Consider the following 16705-nt stretch of genomic DNA (forward strand, 5'->3'; position numbering starts at 1 on the left):
AACATCCCTTCAAATTTATAACTCTTCTGCAAATTTCTTTTTTAATATTGTAAAGGTAAAAAAGCCAACTATAAATATTACCAAAGAAAATAGAAGTGACATAAAGAGAATTTGTAGATCAGGAAACTTACCATAATAGAATATTGATTGGTAGGCTTGCTCAATACGCGTCATAGGGTTTAATTGAAAAAGAAAACGATATTTATCAGGCACCATTGAAATAGGATAAAAAATAGGTGTAAGATAAAATAATGCCATAAAAAAAATATTCACAATATGTTCTACATCTCGAAAATAAACATTTATTGATGAGAGAAGTAAGCTTAATCCTAAAATTAATATCATTTGTATTAGAAGAACCAAGGGAAAAAACAATAAAGATAATGTAAAACTAACTTGAAAAAAGATCATTGCAGCAAATAGGGCACATAGCGTCAATAAATAATTTATTGCACCTGATACTGTTGCGCTTATTGCTAGAATTTCATAGGGGAAATAGACTTTTTTTATAATACCGCTATTGTTTACTATAATTGTGGTGCTCGAGGATACAACAGTTTGAAGATATAACCAAGGGAGCAGACCAGAAAACAGGAATACGCTATAGTTAGGCATATCCATTCTTAGTATTGTTTTAAAAGCAATTGTATATATAACTAACATTAACAGTGGATTTAACAATGTCCAAAAGAAACCTAATATTGATTCCCTATATCTTGTTCGCAAATCTCTTATAATTAGATTCTTCAACATCTCTCTATAATTGTACAATTCTATAATTTTTTTAAACATAGGGTAACTCCCACTATAAAATAAGATTTTCTACTTTTTTCATTGAATCTAACGATTTCAGCCATTGATCTTTTGAGGGAATGATGGACCATAATTTACCTCGGTGCCGATGGGGGAGCAGAGATTGGAAGTTAATTCCAAGTCCTTGAATGCGAATATGATCGCACTTTGGATCTCCACGTATCACCCTAGGGGATTATCTTCCCATACCGCACCGGGTCATTGCCCTAACATTCCTTCGTTCATCCTCTCAAGGGGTGAAGGCCGTTTCTTGCTCTTTTACGGGGTCGTTGCCTCTTATGGTGAATAAACTACGGCTTCTCCGTGCTTTAATTGTCTCTTGGCTTTCTTTGCTGCATTTAGGAAGTAAACGAAGTTGAAATTGTTAAGCTACCATTTGTAACTGAGTGATCATTTGAGGACAGAGTACATTGACTATGTTATCTTCGTAGTTACCATTTCGCACAAAATCCGCTATGACCTTAGCAGTCCATTAGCAGTCGCTTTTCGTTGGCGAATGTCTTCGATTCTTTGCTTTTGTTCACATGATGCGAATTGACAATGACCACACGCCTTCTTCTTAAAGGAATTGGGCTAGTGGAAACCAGTAGTGTCCGGTAGGTTCAATTCACAAAACAATGTTTGTTTGTGAAGAACCAGCCGCATCTCCTTTATCCATGTCGCTAATTTCGTCAACCCTCACGGTCATTGTTAAACTAGCAATCCCTCCTTAACTCACCTCGGGTAATGTCTGCACCTACAACCAATGTCGAATCGGTAATTCTTTCAATCCGTTGATTTTGCTTTTGTTTCATTTTATACTTCATCTTGAACGTCCTCCTTTTAATTAGGGCATGAATGTGAACGCATTCGAGACCCAGCATACAGGAGGCGCTCTTTTTGTTCAAACTCCAAATTATTTCATTATAGGAATGGTTCCTTAGAAATACTAAGTTCTTTTCTCCAATAATTTAATATGTCTAATAGTGATTGGTCCAATCTTATAGAATTTGTCCAATTTGTTCTTGTTTTAATTTTAGTTGGATCTCCAATATAACATGGAAAATCTGACAGTCTCATTTTATTAGGATCTTCTATAGTTTTAATTTCTTTACATGAACTTAATTCAATAAATTTTTTCAATATAACTTTTATTGGCACTGGTCGTCCTGAACATACGTTATATATCTTTCCGATTTCTCCAATCCTCAGTAGCAATTCATAAGAAGCCACAATATCTCTTACATCTGTAAAATCTCGTTCCGATTCTAAATTACCCACGCTTATATTAGGCGATATTTGCCCGTTTTCTATCTGTACAATTTGTTTGGCGAAATCTGAAGTTACGAACCCTTCCCCTTGACCAGGACCAATATGATTAAAAGGACGGACATGGATAATCTGCAGATTGTAAGCATCAAAATATTGCTTTGCAAGCATAGAGACAGTTGCTTTAGAAATTCCGTATGGGCTAATTGGCTTCAGGTTGCTATTTTCGTTAATAGGCATTTCAGTAGTATCTACTTGACCATATTCTTCAGATGAGCCTACTGTTAAAACCTTTACCAATTTAGAAACAGTGCTTTTTCGAATAGCTTCAAGAAGGCATATTGTATTTAAAACGTTCGACTCGAAAGTACTATGTGCATTCGCCCAAGATAACCTTACAGAACTCCAACCAGCCAAATGAAAAATATAATCAGGCTTAATCAAGTCAATTAAATCCGTCATTTCAGCTTCTTTATCTAAATCAACACTCACAAGATTTATTCCATTAATATAAACAGAAGTAGGGGAACTCTTACGAGTTATCCCCCATACTTTATAACCCTGATTTATTAAATACGCTGACAGGTGTTTTCCCACAAATCCAGTTACTCCAGTGATTAAAGCTCTCACTCAAATCCACCCTCTATCTCAAACTTTTTTGGATTTTTTCAAGATCGCTCTCAACCATCATAGTAATCAATTGTTTAAAACCTACTTCTAGTTTCCAGCCTAATTTTGCTTTTGCTTTTGAATGATCCCCCAGCAGTAAATCAACTTCAGCAGGGCGAACGAATTTTTGATCAATAACAACATGATCTTGCCAATTTAATCCTACGTGCCCAAAAGCAATATCCACTAATTCCTCAACTGTATGTGTTTCACCTGTGGATATAACATAATCATCAGGAGATTCTTGCCGAAGCATAAGGTGCATCGCTTTTACATAGTCACCTGCGAATCCCCAATCTCTTTGGGCATCTAAATTACCCATACGAAGTTCCTTCTGCAACCCAAGTTTAATTCGAGCAGCCGCATCAGTTACCTTACGTGTTACAAATTCAACCCCACGTCTTGGAGACTCATGATTAAATAATATTCCAGAGCAAGCATACATATCAAAACTTTCACGATAGTTCACTGTTATCCAGTGCCCATACACTTTAGCTACTCCGTATGGACTCCGCGGGTAAAATGGTGTTGTTTCAACTTGTGGTGTTTCCACTACTTTACCAAACATCTCACTGCTTGACGCCTGATAGAAACGTGAATCAGGTTTAATTAATCGAACAGCCTCAAGCATATTAGTAACACCAATTGCAGTTGATTGCGCTGTTAGAACTGGTTGAACCCAAGATGTCCCTACAAATGATTGTGCTGCAAGGTTATAAACTTCATCTGGATTAGATATCCGTACAGCTTGAATAAGTGAGCCAAGATCTTGCAAATCACCTTCAATAAACTCAATTTCATTAGCGATATGTTCAATGTTCTCCATTATAGGAGAACTTGTTCTTCTTCTAAGACCATAAACTTTATAACCTTTCGAAAGAAGTAACTCTGCTAAATATGAACCATCTTGACCAGTAATCCCTGTAATTAATGCGCTTTTTTGTGACATTATTAATATCTCTCCTAAGTAGTTTTATAAGTATTGATCTAACTTTTGGGTTCTTAATGCTTTAAGAAGTAATTTTACTTCTTGTGCTTTGTCTTTTGTACATATTAAAGTAACATCGTCTGTATCAACAACAATCAAATCTTCAATACCTAATGTCGCTATTAGCTTGCCATTATTACTTTCTATAATGCATCGTTTAGTATCTATATTAAGTATATTACCGCGGATAACGTTGCCATCATCGTCACGGTCATTAATTCTATCCAAAGCAGTCCAACTACCCACATCATCCCATCCAAGTTTACAAGGTATGACATAAATATGTTCTGCTTTTTCCATTATGCCATAATCAATTGACTGATCTGGCATTTTAGTAAATTCCGATCTAATTATTTTTTGTCGACTTTGTAAGTTAAACCCTTGCTTCATGGTCTCTAAGATATCATGCATTTCCGGCATGAATGATTTAATATAGTATCTGATTGTCGAAACCTTCCAAATAAAAATACCGCTGTTCCAATAAAAGTTCCCTGAATTAAAATAAGCTTCCGCAGTTTCTGCATTTGGTTTTTCAACAAATCGATTTACTTTATAAACTTCTAAATCATCAATAACTTGTAGTTCTCTAGTACTTTCAATATAGCCGTACCCTGTTTCCGCATATGTAGGTGAAATCCCCAACGTTACTAAATTATCATTTACTTGAGCCACTTGCACAGCTGCCTTCAAGATCTTAATAAATCCCTCTTCATTTTCAATGATATGGTCTGAGGGCAATACAATCATCGTACTATCCGGAAATCTTTCTTCAATTATTAATGATGCCAAACCAATACATGGTGCTGTATTCCTACCAATAGGTTCAATAATAATGTTCTCAACTGGTAAATGTGGTATTTGACCACGAATCAATTCAGCATACAATTCATTCGTCACAATAAATATTTGACTGATATCAATCAATGATTCAAGCCTTCCAACTGTCTGCTGGATCATTGATTTATTACCAGATATATTTAAAAACTGCTTAGGTAGATTAGTTCTACTTTTGGGCCAAAACCTTTCACCTTTGCCACCAGCCATGATTACAGAAGTAATCGTCTTCATTATTTTACCTCCGCAACTTAAATCTTACATTATATATTTCAATCTTTTTTGAATAAGAGTCCCTATCGCTTCAGGCGAAAATTGCTCTTTAATCATTCTTTTTCCATTTCGAGCTGTTTTCAAATAAAATTCCTTATCTTCTACAAGTTTCCTCATATAAAAAGCTGCATGATTAACATCAGGCTCAGCCCAGTACTGATAAGACTGATAGGGGCCATAATCTTTATCCAGTTGTACCAATTCATAGTCAACTAAACAGGAATTATCATGCTTCATAAAATCAACATTAGAAGACCAATTTGTACCTATCACAGCCTTCTCTAGGTACATAGCTTCTGCTAGTCCTAGTCCAAAGCCTTCTGAACGATGTAAGGAGACAAAACAGTCAATTACTGCTAATAGAGCATTAACATCATTTCGATCATATGTCTCTTTTAGTAGATAAATATTGCTATAACCTTGAATCATTTCTTCTAAACGCTTCATCTCAACCGGAGTTGATCTTGAATTGTTAACTTTGATAACTAATCCTACATTTACATCTTCAGGAGAAAAAGCATGTTTAAATGCTTTAACTGCAGCTTCGGGGTTTTTGCGCTCTTGATAACTATGCGCATCATACATGGACAAAAATAAAAAAGGGCCCTCGGGAAGATCAAAATATTGTCTAGCACGATCTTTTTCAATGATAACTTCAATACTATGTGGAATTTTAATTACAGGAACAGGACTCTTCATGGAGATAGATTCAAGTACAAAATTGGATGGTACCCAAACTTCGTCAACAAATTTAAAATTTTCTACCCATTCATCAGGAAAATCAGGTAATTCCCAGTGCCAATAACCAATATTATATCTGCTCTTAAATATTTCATTTCCTTTGCTTGAATAGACTTCCATCATTTGTTCAGCATTTATATGAAAAATATTGAATCTATATAACGGATCTTTAATCTCTCTATGCTGCCAGGTATTATCCGACATTCTTGAAGAGTTCGTTCCTTTAAAATTAATAATTCCAAAAGGGAAACCCACAGCATTTAAGCTCTTAGCAGCGATACGACAAGATTCTCCAATTCCCATCTCAGCTCTTGAATAACCAACTAGATTAATTCCTAATTTCATATCTTCCAATTGATTAAAATCCATCTCTTTTTTCAAGGAAAATTCATCAAGTGGATATGCTTTTGCAAGCAGTGTTTTCTTAACTAATTTCTTTAGTTTTGGAGAGAGTAGGGGATTTAAAATTCTTTTTCCGTATACTGCTGTCTTGTAAAGCAATTTAAATATACCATTATTCATTTCATTAGTTCACCGCCAAAAAGTCTACCAATATTGTCGATTTTTGTCTATTGGAAATTTTGTAAATATTAATATAGAAAAATAGCGCCTAAGACATTTACATTTGGAAACCCTCTTCCAGTATGCTAAAATAAAGTCGAACTTTAGCGAAGAAGGAGACTGTTTTGTCATGAGTGCAAGTAAGAATGCCTACGCGGCTTCGCGTGCAAAAGCGAATGGAACGATTACGACAGAGAAGAGCTCTGTTATTTTTTGGATTTTAGTAGTGTTTACAGGCTTGTTTATGTTCTGGGCGCCGTTTCAACGGGCGTTGTTCAATGGTGGAACTTACGATTTTGAGAGAACAATTTACTCCGCTTCCGTATGGTCCTCAATCATATTACTACTAATTGCAATCCTCGCATTCTTTGTATTTAAACTTCAAGAACAGAAAGATGTTTTGACCATTCTGGTCTTGCTGATGCCGCTAACTTACGTGATTTCGCTATCGAATTCGGCCTCTCATTATTTGGCAACGAATATGGTTTACATCCAAATGCTGTATGCAACCTTCTTCATTTTAGGTGTATTTCTGACAAAAAACAAGCTTGGCACGTCGATTCTTGCCAGTTTGTTAATTATTTCCGGTTACTTCATTGTCCTCTTCGGACTTTTGTACTGGTTAGGTAATGGAAACTTCGCTGGGCACTTGGTAGGATGGTTCGCTCTGATGGATGCAGCTAATCCATATTTATACCGTGATGCGATCATGACGGACTCTAACGGTTTACGTTTAACATCAGTTTTCCAATATGCAAATACGTATGCTGCCTTTTTAATCACATTATCTCTTGGGGCACTGTTCTTCATTGTGAAGTCTCGTAAATGGTACGTAGTTCTCCCACATGCAATCATGTTAGTGCCTATCATTGTTTCATTCTGGTTGACACTCTCTCGTGGTGCGATTGTAGTTATTCCGGTTGTTTTCTTAATTATGCTTTTCTTCTTTTCGATTAGTAGACAAATTCTAGCACTTATTCAATTCGGTTTAGCTTTCGCTGCATCTTTGCTTATCCTAGAAAAAGTAACAGATATCGGAATCGGCTTACAAAAGCAGCCTAGTGCTTCAGAATCCTGGCACGGTTGGTCAATCTTGCTGATAGCATCAATAGTTTTCGCTGTCCTAGCTATCGTTATTCAACGCTTCGCTGCTCCTTGGTTAGAGCGTATAACGGCTCGATTCGATTCAAAGAAATTTGCTACTTTCATTCTTCCAATCGCAGCAATTGTTATTGGGGTAGTAGGAGCCATTCTTATCCTAAGTGACACTGGCTTTAAAAACATTCTTCCAGACAACGTGAAAACGCGTATCGAAAATATTAACTTCCAACAACATAGCGTTCTTGAGCGCGGTACTTTTTACAAAGATGCAGTGAAGCTCTGGTCGGATTATCCGATTATTGGAGCAGGCGGTGGCGCTTGGGCTTCTTTATATGAGAAGTATCAAAACAACCCGTATACAAGTCGTCAGGCTCATAACTTCGCTCTTCAATACTTGGTTGAAGCTGGAGCGCTCGGATTCCTTGCTTTTATCGGTTTCGTGATTGCTGTCATGGTATTCTATATTCGAAGCTATATTAAAAGTTCACAGGAGAAAAGAGATCTTCACTTCCTATTTTTCATCGTAACGATTTCTCTCTTGATCCACAGTATGATTGACTTTGATTTAAGCTATGTGTATTTGGGTGCTATTCTGTTCCTTGCTCTAGGTGGGATGTTGAGTAACAGTACTTCGGCTCCGATACGATTAAAGTCTAATTCACTTGCGCTTCACAAAATGTTCCCAGCGGTCCTGGCAGTCTTGTCGATCGTAATGTTTTATATCTCAGCTCAATTAGTCTCAGCGAATAGTTCTTATAAACAAACACTTGAAGTTGTCAAAAAAAGTAAAGATTACAACCAAGTCGTCGCTCCTTTGGACAAAGCGATTTCTCTGCATCCTGCTCATCCAGACTATTTATTAACAGGACAGGTCAGCAGAATCGGCATTCTTCTTCAAGTTTCTAATCAGATGCAGAAGGAAGACCCGAAGAAAGCAGAAACCTTTTTCAATCAAGCACAAGATCTTCTCAATCAATTGTTGAAAAAGGAACCGCATAACCGCATGGTGGCGATGCAGCAGCTCAATATGCTTCTGATTAAAGGCAAAACCCAAGAAGCGTTAGATTGGTCCACCGCTCAAATTCCTAACTATCCTTGGTATATTGATCTCTATGAAAAAAGCATGTCTTTAAATATCGAACTCGCAAACCAAGACATTCAAAAGAATAATATACAAGATACGAATAAAAAGCTCGACAATGTACTTGCCACTTACAATGAGGTTCTGGCTCGCATTGATTCCCTGAAGAATCTGCCTAAAGAGCAAGCACAAGGACGCGAGTTCGCTTTGACTCCAAGTATGTCCCTCAATGTTGGTCAAGTTCACTACATGCGTGGTGACTATGCTGGTGCAGCTAATACGATTAAACCGTATGTTAATGATAAGTTCGATGATCAGACGAACCGGGTCGTCGCTAGGTGGTATCTGGCTGCTCTTCAGAAGCAAGGAACTGCGGACAATGATTTATTAAACAAGCTTATTGTCAAGGATCCAGCGGAGAAACAGAATATTGATGCAATCATAGCTACTAATTTTCAGTTGAAATAGAAAAAAGGCGCCACAGTGATGTGGTGCCTTTTGCTTTTCATTTATCGTCCCGTCCACATATCCATCACACTGTCCGGATCCTGAAACATTTTATAAGGAATGTAGCAGTAACCTTGATCTCCCCAGTCCTCGCCCCAGCTGTTGCGCACGATGACATGACCTGACTGGCCACGGTCCACATACCCTACTGCCAGCATGGCATGTCCACCCAACACACGTTCACTCTTTTTCTTCGGAACCGGAATTTTACCTGTCTGGGCTGTTTCAGGAGATTGGAAGCTCTCGTATAACATCATGCCGATAACAACGGGTGATTGCTCAGCCAGTGCTGCCTTAAGGGCATATAAGTCGGTGATCCGATGATAGTCGTTAATTTTGTAATTTGCTGCATCCCGTTCTGCTTTGGGACCGGGAATATCTCTGAAATCTGCAATATTATATGGATAATCATCCTCTGGACAAACGCCAATCTTCTGGAGCACTTTCATCCCATCTCGGATATATGCCCCTGAATCTTCACCCACATGACCTTCGAGCTTACGTTCGTGCCAATACAAGAAAAGCCGAGAAAGGGCTGTCCACTTCTCCTGACCGCTTACGAGTAAATACTCTCGAAGCCCGCTAGCTATGGCGTTGGCGGTGCAGCTTCCGAGTGCACCTTGATCGACAATGGGGGACATGTCTGAACGCAAGTCGACCTTCTTGGGCAGCTCGCTCGGGGACTTAAACGCTGTGCTCATAAAATGATAATCGCGTAAATCACGCTTTTCCCGTTTCAATGGGAACACACGATTCGACATAACCACACACCCTTTCCAATATGATACATAATTATACATTTTATACTAAAATGTGTATACAATCTGTTTCGCTAGAATAAACGAAGCCATGCGTGACTCCATACGGAATCAACATGGCTATATGAATAGCATCTTATCTGTAATTTAAAAATAGTTCACAGCATGGTGTTTTATTATTTCTTCAAAAGCCCTTTCAATAATCCCGTGCTATAACAAAAATGAATGGATATCAATATTCTCGATAACAAAAACATCTTATTAATTTTCGAAAGAGACATTATAAAAATAATAAATAAATACAGTAGGGGAATCAGTAAAAAAAAGGGATAGACTGTCGTTAAAAGTATGGATAAGAATAGCCCTGACAAAAAAACAATTGGAAGTAGATATTTCCATTGCACGATTTCCTTATGCTTTTTCATTAGTTTGGCTCGACCTTGGCCGTAGTTGTACATTTGCTTGGCGAAGGAACGGAGTGTTGGTCTCATTTTATGAATGACAGTTGCCCCCGGAACATAATACAGCTCGTATCCTTTCTTGCGTAACCGATAGTTGAGATCCCAATCCTCACCCATGTTTCCAAGGTTGTCATCGAATCCCCCAACTTGTTTTATGGCTGACTTTCGGTATAACACGTTTAGACAAGCCAAGCTTTCTACTCTTTTGTTAGTGGTCCATCGGCAAGTTTGTGCGGATCCCAGTGAAGCTAAAGGAAATTCAAAAGCGATAGCAATGGTTTCCGCGGCTGGACCTTGATCTGCACCTGCTGTGTTTCCTCCGCCAACAGCTGCCAGATTTTTAACGTTTCCTTCAAGATTATTGAACGCTCCAGCAAGAATTTCTAACCAGTCAACCGGGCATATACAATCCGCATCCGTAAACGCGATGAAATCATAAGCTGCCTCACAGACTCCAACATTCCGATTCGAACTAATGGTTTGTTTGGGGTTGCTAACCAGTTTAATTTGATCTTGAATTTCTGCGTACTTCTGAACGATTGCTGCGGTTTGATCCTGTGACTCTCCGTCCACGACAATGATTTCGAATTTCCCCAAAGTATATTGCTGAGCGATTAAAGAATCTAGGCAATCCTGAATATTATCCTCTTCATTGTAGGTAACCACTATAACAGAGATATTCACTCGGATTTACCCTCCTCATGCTTCACCCAGGAATGTTCATGATGAAGTAATTCTATCTCTTGTTGCATAAACGCAATCGTTCGTACGAGTTCATTCGATTTATTCATAAGTTTGGAAATTTTCACAAACTGTCGATAAAGAATTAAGAGAATGATCAGGATAGCAATTAGAAACAAAGTTGTCGGCGGATATTTTATCCCCATTGATATAGACAATATGTGCAAAAGCTTGGGAAAAAAAGCAAGGATCACCATACTGAAACAACTCAGCATCCAGAGAAGCGATTCAGTTTCATTGACGCGATTTATGCGAACTTGGTTTATCATATATACGGTTATCAACACGGCAATAATCCGAATGATCAGCATCAGCTTATCATCAATCATTCTAACATTCCCCTATCTCTAAATGTGGTTGCTTTCAAGGCAGAAAACAAAATGGAATAAAACATGTTGATCGTATACTTGATATTACGAATCCATGAATCGTGCATACCTTTGCCGTGAAGTCGGGTGTGCATCGTAACGGGTATTTCCCGAATTCGGAACCCTAATTTAAGCATGAGGATAATAATATTGGCATCCGGATATTCAGGGAAATTCCCAGATCGAATGTAATATCTAAAGGCGTGGTTACGAATAGCCTGAAATCCGGACGTTGGGTCTGTGATAAGTTTCCCAGTAATCCAGCTAATGGCAGTGGTGAATATAGAAGTTCCGATTCTTCGCAGAAAAGCGTGTTTGTACGCACTCGGCCTCAAAAATCTTGAGCCGATAATTACATCGGCATCGGATTTTCTCAACTCTTCAAAAATTTTTGGAATGTCATTCGCATCGTGTTGGCCATCTGCATCAAAAAGGATAACATAAAGATATCCATGCTTATCTGCATACTGAAGGCCTGTTAATATTGCATTACTATATCCAAGGTTGGTGCAATGGCTAATAACTTGTACATGGTGCTGTTGGGCAATCTTTGCGGTTTGATCCTTGGAAGCGTCGTTCACTACAATGACATCCGCAATATAAGAAGTCGTTGATATCAACTTTAGAAGAACGTTCCCTATAGACGCTTCTTCATTGTATGCAGGGATGATAATTAAACAGGATTTCTTCAAGCTATGCACCTCGATGTTTGGTTTGATTCATCCATTGAATGATTAACCCGATTATGAATAAAGTTATCAGCAGCAACAGATAAATTAACTTGGCGGATATAGTTGCAAGTATGATCACCTCTTCGGGATAGCCATACTGCTTAGCCAAATAGACATAACTGATAGCTCCCGTACCGATTCCCATAGGTACAAATGTTAAGATGCTGAATACAATTGAACCGATATGGAATATAACCGAATGCAGAAACGGAATTGTTACTTTTCCTATGGCTCGTATTATCAAGTACAGATAGCTGAAATCCAGCATCCATACCATGAGATTCAAAGCAATTTGTCTCGTTCTGGCGAACCATGATAATGAGCGCCAGGTATCAACACCTTCAATAATCCAGCTTTTGAATCGTTTCAAAATCCATATTATACATAACCCGACAAGCGTTAATAATATTAGAAATACTGGAATGTAAATTGAGAACGATAGCGAGAATAAAATAGGAAACAAATAAATTATGCATACTAGACATAATACCAATAGAACTATACCCTCTATTAATCTATCAAGCGCCAGTGCGATGTAAAGCCGCTTTCTCTGTTCTCTATCGGTAGAAATAGCAAATGGCGCAAAAACATCCGCGCTTCGCATGGGAGTAAGTGAGCTAATAGAGAAATAGATCAAGTATTTTCCGGCAAAAGACAGCAGCGATAACTCTCCGCCGATAGCAATAGTAAGCACATACCATTTGACTGCGCGCATAGTAATCAAAAACAATTGTATGGCTATAGCCGTAAGGAGTAAGCCAAAATCAGCCTCAAATAAAGCGAATCTTGCTGCATGCAAATCCAACTGAAATATTAAGAAGATCAAAATACCCAGACCTAATGATAAAAGAAGTGACCAAACTCCCCATTTCTTCATATATGAAACCCGTTTTGTATAGAGTTGTGGTATTCCTTGGCTCTTTCTATTAATCGGTGCGTAAGTTCGTTTTTGTTATGAAATACGGATCGAACCGTATCGATCAATTTGTCGGTAATGGGCAGATCTTCTATTGAAACAGAATGTATATCCGGTATATCCAATTCATTGACGAACGCTTCAACCTTCTCATCATATATTATCGGCACAAAAGGGGTTCCGGTTAATACGGCGAATATGATTGCATGCAATCGCATGCCGATAAGCAGATCAGCACAAGAAAGAATTTCCTTGATTTGATAAGGAGACAGAATTTGTTCAATGATTATGATTTTATCCGGGTATGCGCTCTTCTTTTTAATCCTCCGGCATGTATCCGCATCCTGATGTACGACTGTGTTGATAAATACAATAGAAGTCCTGTATTCTTCGATTAATCGATCTACAAAAGAACTTGTCCAACTGACTCGATCCATGAAAAGATCTGAATCAGGCTGCCAATATTGCTTAGAGTGAAACCAACCGCACACATTGAAGGCAATGAAGTTGTCCGGCAATGGAAATGGGATCAAAGTTGATGCCTTCTGTGATAATGAAGAGACCAGGTTCATAAATGCAAAGTCCTTTTGCACCTGGAAGTTTAAGCTATTCGAGAGTTCTTTAGCATGACGATAACTTAGTTGATCACGTACCGTGATGTGTTCGGAAATACGAAATAACCTTCTCGCAAGTACCTTTCCCAAGCGCGTTCGAATACGGGCTATACTGACTCCCATTAAATAGACTTTTGATCCTGAAAGCTTGGCAAGGCTTGCAAGTAAGCAGTAATAAATTAAGTTATATGAAGTATGGTCATGTATGATTGACCCTCCACCAATGATTACCTTATCGCTGGATAAGATCGTTCGAAGGATTCCGAGAAAATCAAATTCTCGCCAGACATTTAAAGTTAGCCCTCTCCCCAACAGTTGACTGACAGTAGAGATTCCATAAAGAGATTCTACATAGTCTTGGTCTGCTGCGAATGCGACGATTTCAGCATTCGGATCACGACTCCGAATTCCGGTGATTATGCCTTCCAATATAGCCTCGTCTCCGACGTTGCCGCAACCGTATGCACCTATAACGGAATATTTCATGGATTTACTTCCTTTATCTGATAGATGGAAACCTCTTTGTTGCTATAAATGGTATCGAGATTCGGGTTTTGATCGAGTAGATTCCGATCGAGTCGGTGTTTTCCTTCTTCCAGAACTTGAGCATGATAAAAAATATATTTTAGTTGAAAAGTTTTCAAAAGTTCTGTGACTTTTGGATTCATAGGATATTCGTGGACATGCTGCACAAGATATAATCTGTCGTTATAATCTGCGCTCTTTCCCTGAGACTGATTAAACAGGACGAGGTGTCCGCTTATTGAAGGAATCCAATATGAGCCGTCGTCAAGATCGTTCAATACAGCTTCTTGGATCGGAATATGGGTTTCCATCCAATGTATGGCATTGATCCCTTGCGCAGTCAGAATGACATACCGTTGGAACGATTCCAAAAAATCTTTGATCTGTATCAGGCTGAATAAAAAGCTTACGATAATGAATAGTTTCAAGACATTTTGTATCAATGCCTTTCTCATTTGTTTGATTCGTTGCAAGATCATGGATAGTCCTAGAGCAGTTGTTGGAACGGTAAGAAATTCTGTAATAAATAAGATTCGTTCCCAATTGTTGTAGTAAGGGAAACTGATATATTTAATAATCGAATTTGGATAAACAGCGACTGCCAAATAGATGGCACCTACTGCAAGCATTGAATAAATTAGTGATCGGTAATATTTTTGACAGATTAATGCAACACACCCGACAATAAATGCTGGTATTCCTACATAAAACCCGTTTTTGCCGAAGATCCGCCAACAGCCCATAAGGAATGCATACCCAAGGGATGGCAGTTGGTTAAAGTCCGCCATATATTTTTCGCTCGATAAGAACATATTTACCAAATAGGGTAGAGTAGGCGAGACGGCAAGAACAAATATTAGTGCACTTATACAAGCGCCTAGCCACCATTTTCGTGATAATATACAATTTTTTACATGGAAAATGATAAAGGGAACCGTTAATAAAACCACGGTAAAAACTTCACTGATATGGATGTAATACAGCGCTGCAAGTGACATAGCCAATATGCTGAATGTCGTGATGCAGTTGGATTGGCCACGCCCCATCGTTCGCAAAAACAAGGCTAGCACAGCGGGGACAAGCACAAGAGCTGTTATTTGCGGATATGCTCCCCAAAGTAAAGGTTGGTACATAAAAAACACAATACTGACGAGTGCAGAAATCAGTGAAGTTGATATTTGATTTGTTAGCTGGTAAACGTATTGATACATAAATAGCGGGAAAAGACACATGAGCAACAGTGTTATATATATTACAGATTTATAAGCAGGAAGTCCTGTTAATTGCATCCATAGAGCCGCATGAAGGTGAAGGGCAAATGGATAAAGTTTCCCCAACATAGGCGGAGTGAACTCAGAGCCATTCGTCACCTGGGGGAGAACACTTTCCGTATCCGCAATACGCTGCGTCAATAATCCGTGAAAGCTAGCGTCCCCAAGATGCGACGGCACGATAAAGTTATGAAACGATACAACGATCAATCCGGCCATCGAAAGAATGGAGATTAAGATATACAATGATTCTTTGGTAAAAGAAGGAATACGAAAGGTTCCGGGTTTCCTCCAAACTGCTGAAATGATACATATCACCAACAACGGCATTAGTGCGCTATAAGCGTTAACAGGAATCCCAAGATAACTCCAAACCATGGCAATTATTGAGTTGATTGTAATAGATATTGGTATAGAATAAACGATTTTCTCCGTAAGGCTTAATTTGTGTAAACATACTCGCAGTATGCTATATCCAGGCATGAATAATAGTAAAGAAGCAGCCACAATGCCCCACGGGAGCCATAAACCATCCCCAAATATGAACACGTCCATTATTCTTTCGACCTCTTCGCGATAATAAGATAAAGTAAATAATAACAGATAGACGCCTCTTCGCCATATGATATGGGCTTGAAAAGATAGAATACTTACCACGATAGGGATAATCTATGAGAATTACTAAATAAAGGAAATGACATTAATCGCAAACATACAAGAGGAACAAGAGTGACCACGATACCAATTCTTCATTGCCTTCGTAAAAACTTCGAAGGCAGGCTAGAGATCATTCTGTATACTAGTAATCCAGCTTTTTGTTTGACCTCGGCCACTATCTTCGACATCAGTCGCCCTCCATGAATCAAAAATTACCTATCCCTCTATCATACAGGAATGAAGGCCCTCATAAACAAACAAAACCCTAGCCGAATCTTTACAGATTCAGACTAGGGTGGCGTAAACTAGTCCCGCAGCATACCCTGATGCGGATGCGGGTGTGTACCGCAATATTCATCAGTCTCTTCACAAGTGTACACATGCTCATAGACAGGTACACAGTGATGTCTATTCACGATTTGAATAGGATGAATAACTTGAACTTTTTGTGGGTGGTAGAAGTCTCTTACGATTCTTTCTGGACTTGTCATGATCGGGTCAGTCGGTGGACATTGATATGGTTTGCCTGGGCCAGGTTGGCTAGGTTGGCTAAGCGGGCTGAGCGGACTGAGTTGGCTAGGTTGGAACGGTTGGCTAAGCGGGCCGAGTTGGTTAGGTTTGTAATGATCCATGGATGGGTCAACTCCTCTATAGGTTTATGTTAGTATACGTTTATCCCCAGTCCAACGAGTGTACAAATGCCTATTTATCCAATAAATAGGCGGATTATGTGGGCCAAGCAGGTTAAATGTCCAATCAGGACCGAAAAAGGCAGGCTATCAGCACTATGATGCCTCTCCCCTTTGCTTCATATATTTGGTACAATTGAACAATGGTATATACTTAA

14 protein-coding genes are annotated in these 16705 nt (G+C 38.6%); 1 reads left to right on the top strand and 13 read right to left on the bottom strand.

Annotated features, from left to right (window positions below; translation table 11 throughout):
* Nucleotides 1-15: 15 nt before the first annotated feature.
* From ASG85_RS05575 to ASG85_RS05595, 5 genes are all read right to left on the bottom strand, one after another.
* Complete coding sequence (locus ASG85_RS05575) at nucleotides 16-792, bottom strand: ABC transporter permease (RefSeq protein WP_060645595.1); 777 nt, start codon at nucleotides 790-792, stop codon at nucleotides 16-18.
* 924 nt (nucleotides 793-1716) lie between these two features.
* Nucleotides 1717-2691, bottom strand: a complete 975-nt coding sequence (locus ASG85_RS05580; protein WP_060645596.1) for a GDP-mannose 4,6-dehydratase — start codon at nucleotides 2689-2691, stop codon at nucleotides 1717-1719.
* Between the two features lie 13 nt (nucleotides 2692-2704).
* Nucleotides 2705-3679 carry a GDP-mannose 4,6-dehydratase gene (gene gmd, locus ASG85_RS05585; RefSeq protein WP_060645597.1) on the bottom strand — a complete coding sequence of 325 codons (975 nt, stop codon included), beginning with the start codon at nucleotides 3677-3679 and terminating at the stop codon, nucleotides 2705-2707.
* A gap of 24 nt (nucleotides 3680-3703) precedes the next feature.
* Nucleotides 3704-4786, bottom strand: a complete 1083-nt coding sequence (locus ASG85_RS05590) for a mannose-1-phosphate guanylyltransferase (protein WP_060645598.1) — start codon at nucleotides 4784-4786, stop codon at nucleotides 3704-3706.
* A gap of 24 nt (nucleotides 4787-4810) precedes the next feature.
* Nucleotides 4811-6088 (bottom strand): glycosyltransferase family 4 protein, encoded by a 1278-nt coding sequence (locus ASG85_RS05595; RefSeq protein WP_082587975.1) that lies wholly within the window; start codon nucleotides 6086-6088, stop codon nucleotides 4811-4813.
* 169 nt (nucleotides 6089-6257) lie between these two features.
* Here ASG85_RS05595 and ASG85_RS05600 point away from each other — a divergent pair, with 169 nt between their 5' ends.
* Complete coding sequence (locus tag ASG85_RS05600; RefSeq protein ID WP_060645599.1) at nucleotides 6258-8777, top strand: O-antigen ligase family protein; 2520 nt, start codon at nucleotides 6258-6260, stop codon at nucleotides 8775-8777.
* A 41-nt stretch (nucleotides 8778-8818) separates the two neighbouring features.
* On the opposite strand, the gene ASG85_RS05605 is transcribed toward ASG85_RS05600, so the two are convergent.
* The 8 genes from ASG85_RS05605 to ASG85_RS37630 form a co-directional block, all read right to left on the bottom strand.
* Entirely contained in the window at nucleotides 8819-9577 is a 759-nt protein-coding gene (locus tag ASG85_RS05605; RefSeq protein ID WP_063860167.1) for a C1 family peptidase, read from the bottom strand.
* Between the two features lie 173 nt (nucleotides 9578-9750).
* Nucleotides 9751-10719, bottom strand: a complete 969-nt coding sequence (locus ASG85_RS05610) for a glycosyltransferase family 2 protein (RefSeq protein WP_060645600.1) — start codon at nucleotides 10717-10719, stop codon at nucleotides 9751-9753.
* On the bottom strand, nucleotides 10716-11105 hold the full coding sequence (locus ASG85_RS05615) for a DUF2304 domain-containing protein (RefSeq protein ID WP_060645601.1): 390 nt from the start codon (nucleotides 11103-11105) through the stop codon (nucleotides 10716-10718). The genes ASG85_RS05610 and ASG85_RS05615 overlap by 4 nt, the downstream gene beginning before the upstream one ends.
* Nucleotides 11102-11845 carry a glycosyltransferase family 2 protein gene (locus ASG85_RS05620; RefSeq protein ID WP_235550069.1) on the bottom strand — a complete coding sequence of 248 codons (744 nt, stop codon included), beginning with the start codon at nucleotides 11843-11845 and terminating at the stop codon, nucleotides 11102-11104. The genes ASG85_RS05615 and ASG85_RS05620 overlap by 4 nt, the downstream gene beginning before the upstream one ends.
* Entirely contained in the window at nucleotides 11838-12752 is a 915-nt protein-coding gene (locus ASG85_RS05625) for a lysylphosphatidylglycerol synthase transmembrane domain-containing protein (RefSeq protein WP_060645603.1), read from the bottom strand. Before ASG85_RS05625 ends, ASG85_RS05620 begins: the two co-directional genes overlap by 8 nt.
* Nucleotides 12749-13891 carry a polysaccharide pyruvyl transferase family protein gene (locus tag ASG85_RS05630; protein WP_060645604.1) on the bottom strand — a complete coding sequence of 381 codons (1143 nt, stop codon included), beginning with the start codon at nucleotides 13889-13891 and terminating at the stop codon, nucleotides 12749-12751. Before ASG85_RS05630 ends, ASG85_RS05625 begins: the two co-directional genes overlap by 4 nt.
* Nucleotides 13888-15756, bottom strand: coding sequence for a DUF6541 family protein (locus ASG85_RS05635; RefSeq protein ID WP_060645605.1), 1869 nt, complete (start codon nucleotides 15754-15756; stop codon nucleotides 13888-13890). Before ASG85_RS05635 ends, ASG85_RS05630 begins: the two co-directional genes overlap by 4 nt.
* 407 nt (nucleotides 15757-16163) lie before the next feature.
* Nucleotides 16164-16490: a hypothetical protein gene (locus ASG85_RS37630; RefSeq protein ID WP_156396431.1), complete on the bottom strand. Its 327-nt coding sequence runs from the start codon at nucleotides 16488-16490 to the stop codon at nucleotides 16164-16166.
* Nucleotides 16491-16705 lie beyond the last annotated feature (215 nt).

It is taken from the genome of Paenibacillus sp. Soil724D2 (assembly GCF_001427935.1).
In the GTDB taxonomy this organism is placed as follows: domain Bacteria; phylum Bacillota; class Bacilli; order Paenibacillales; family NBRC-103111; genus Paenibacillus_E.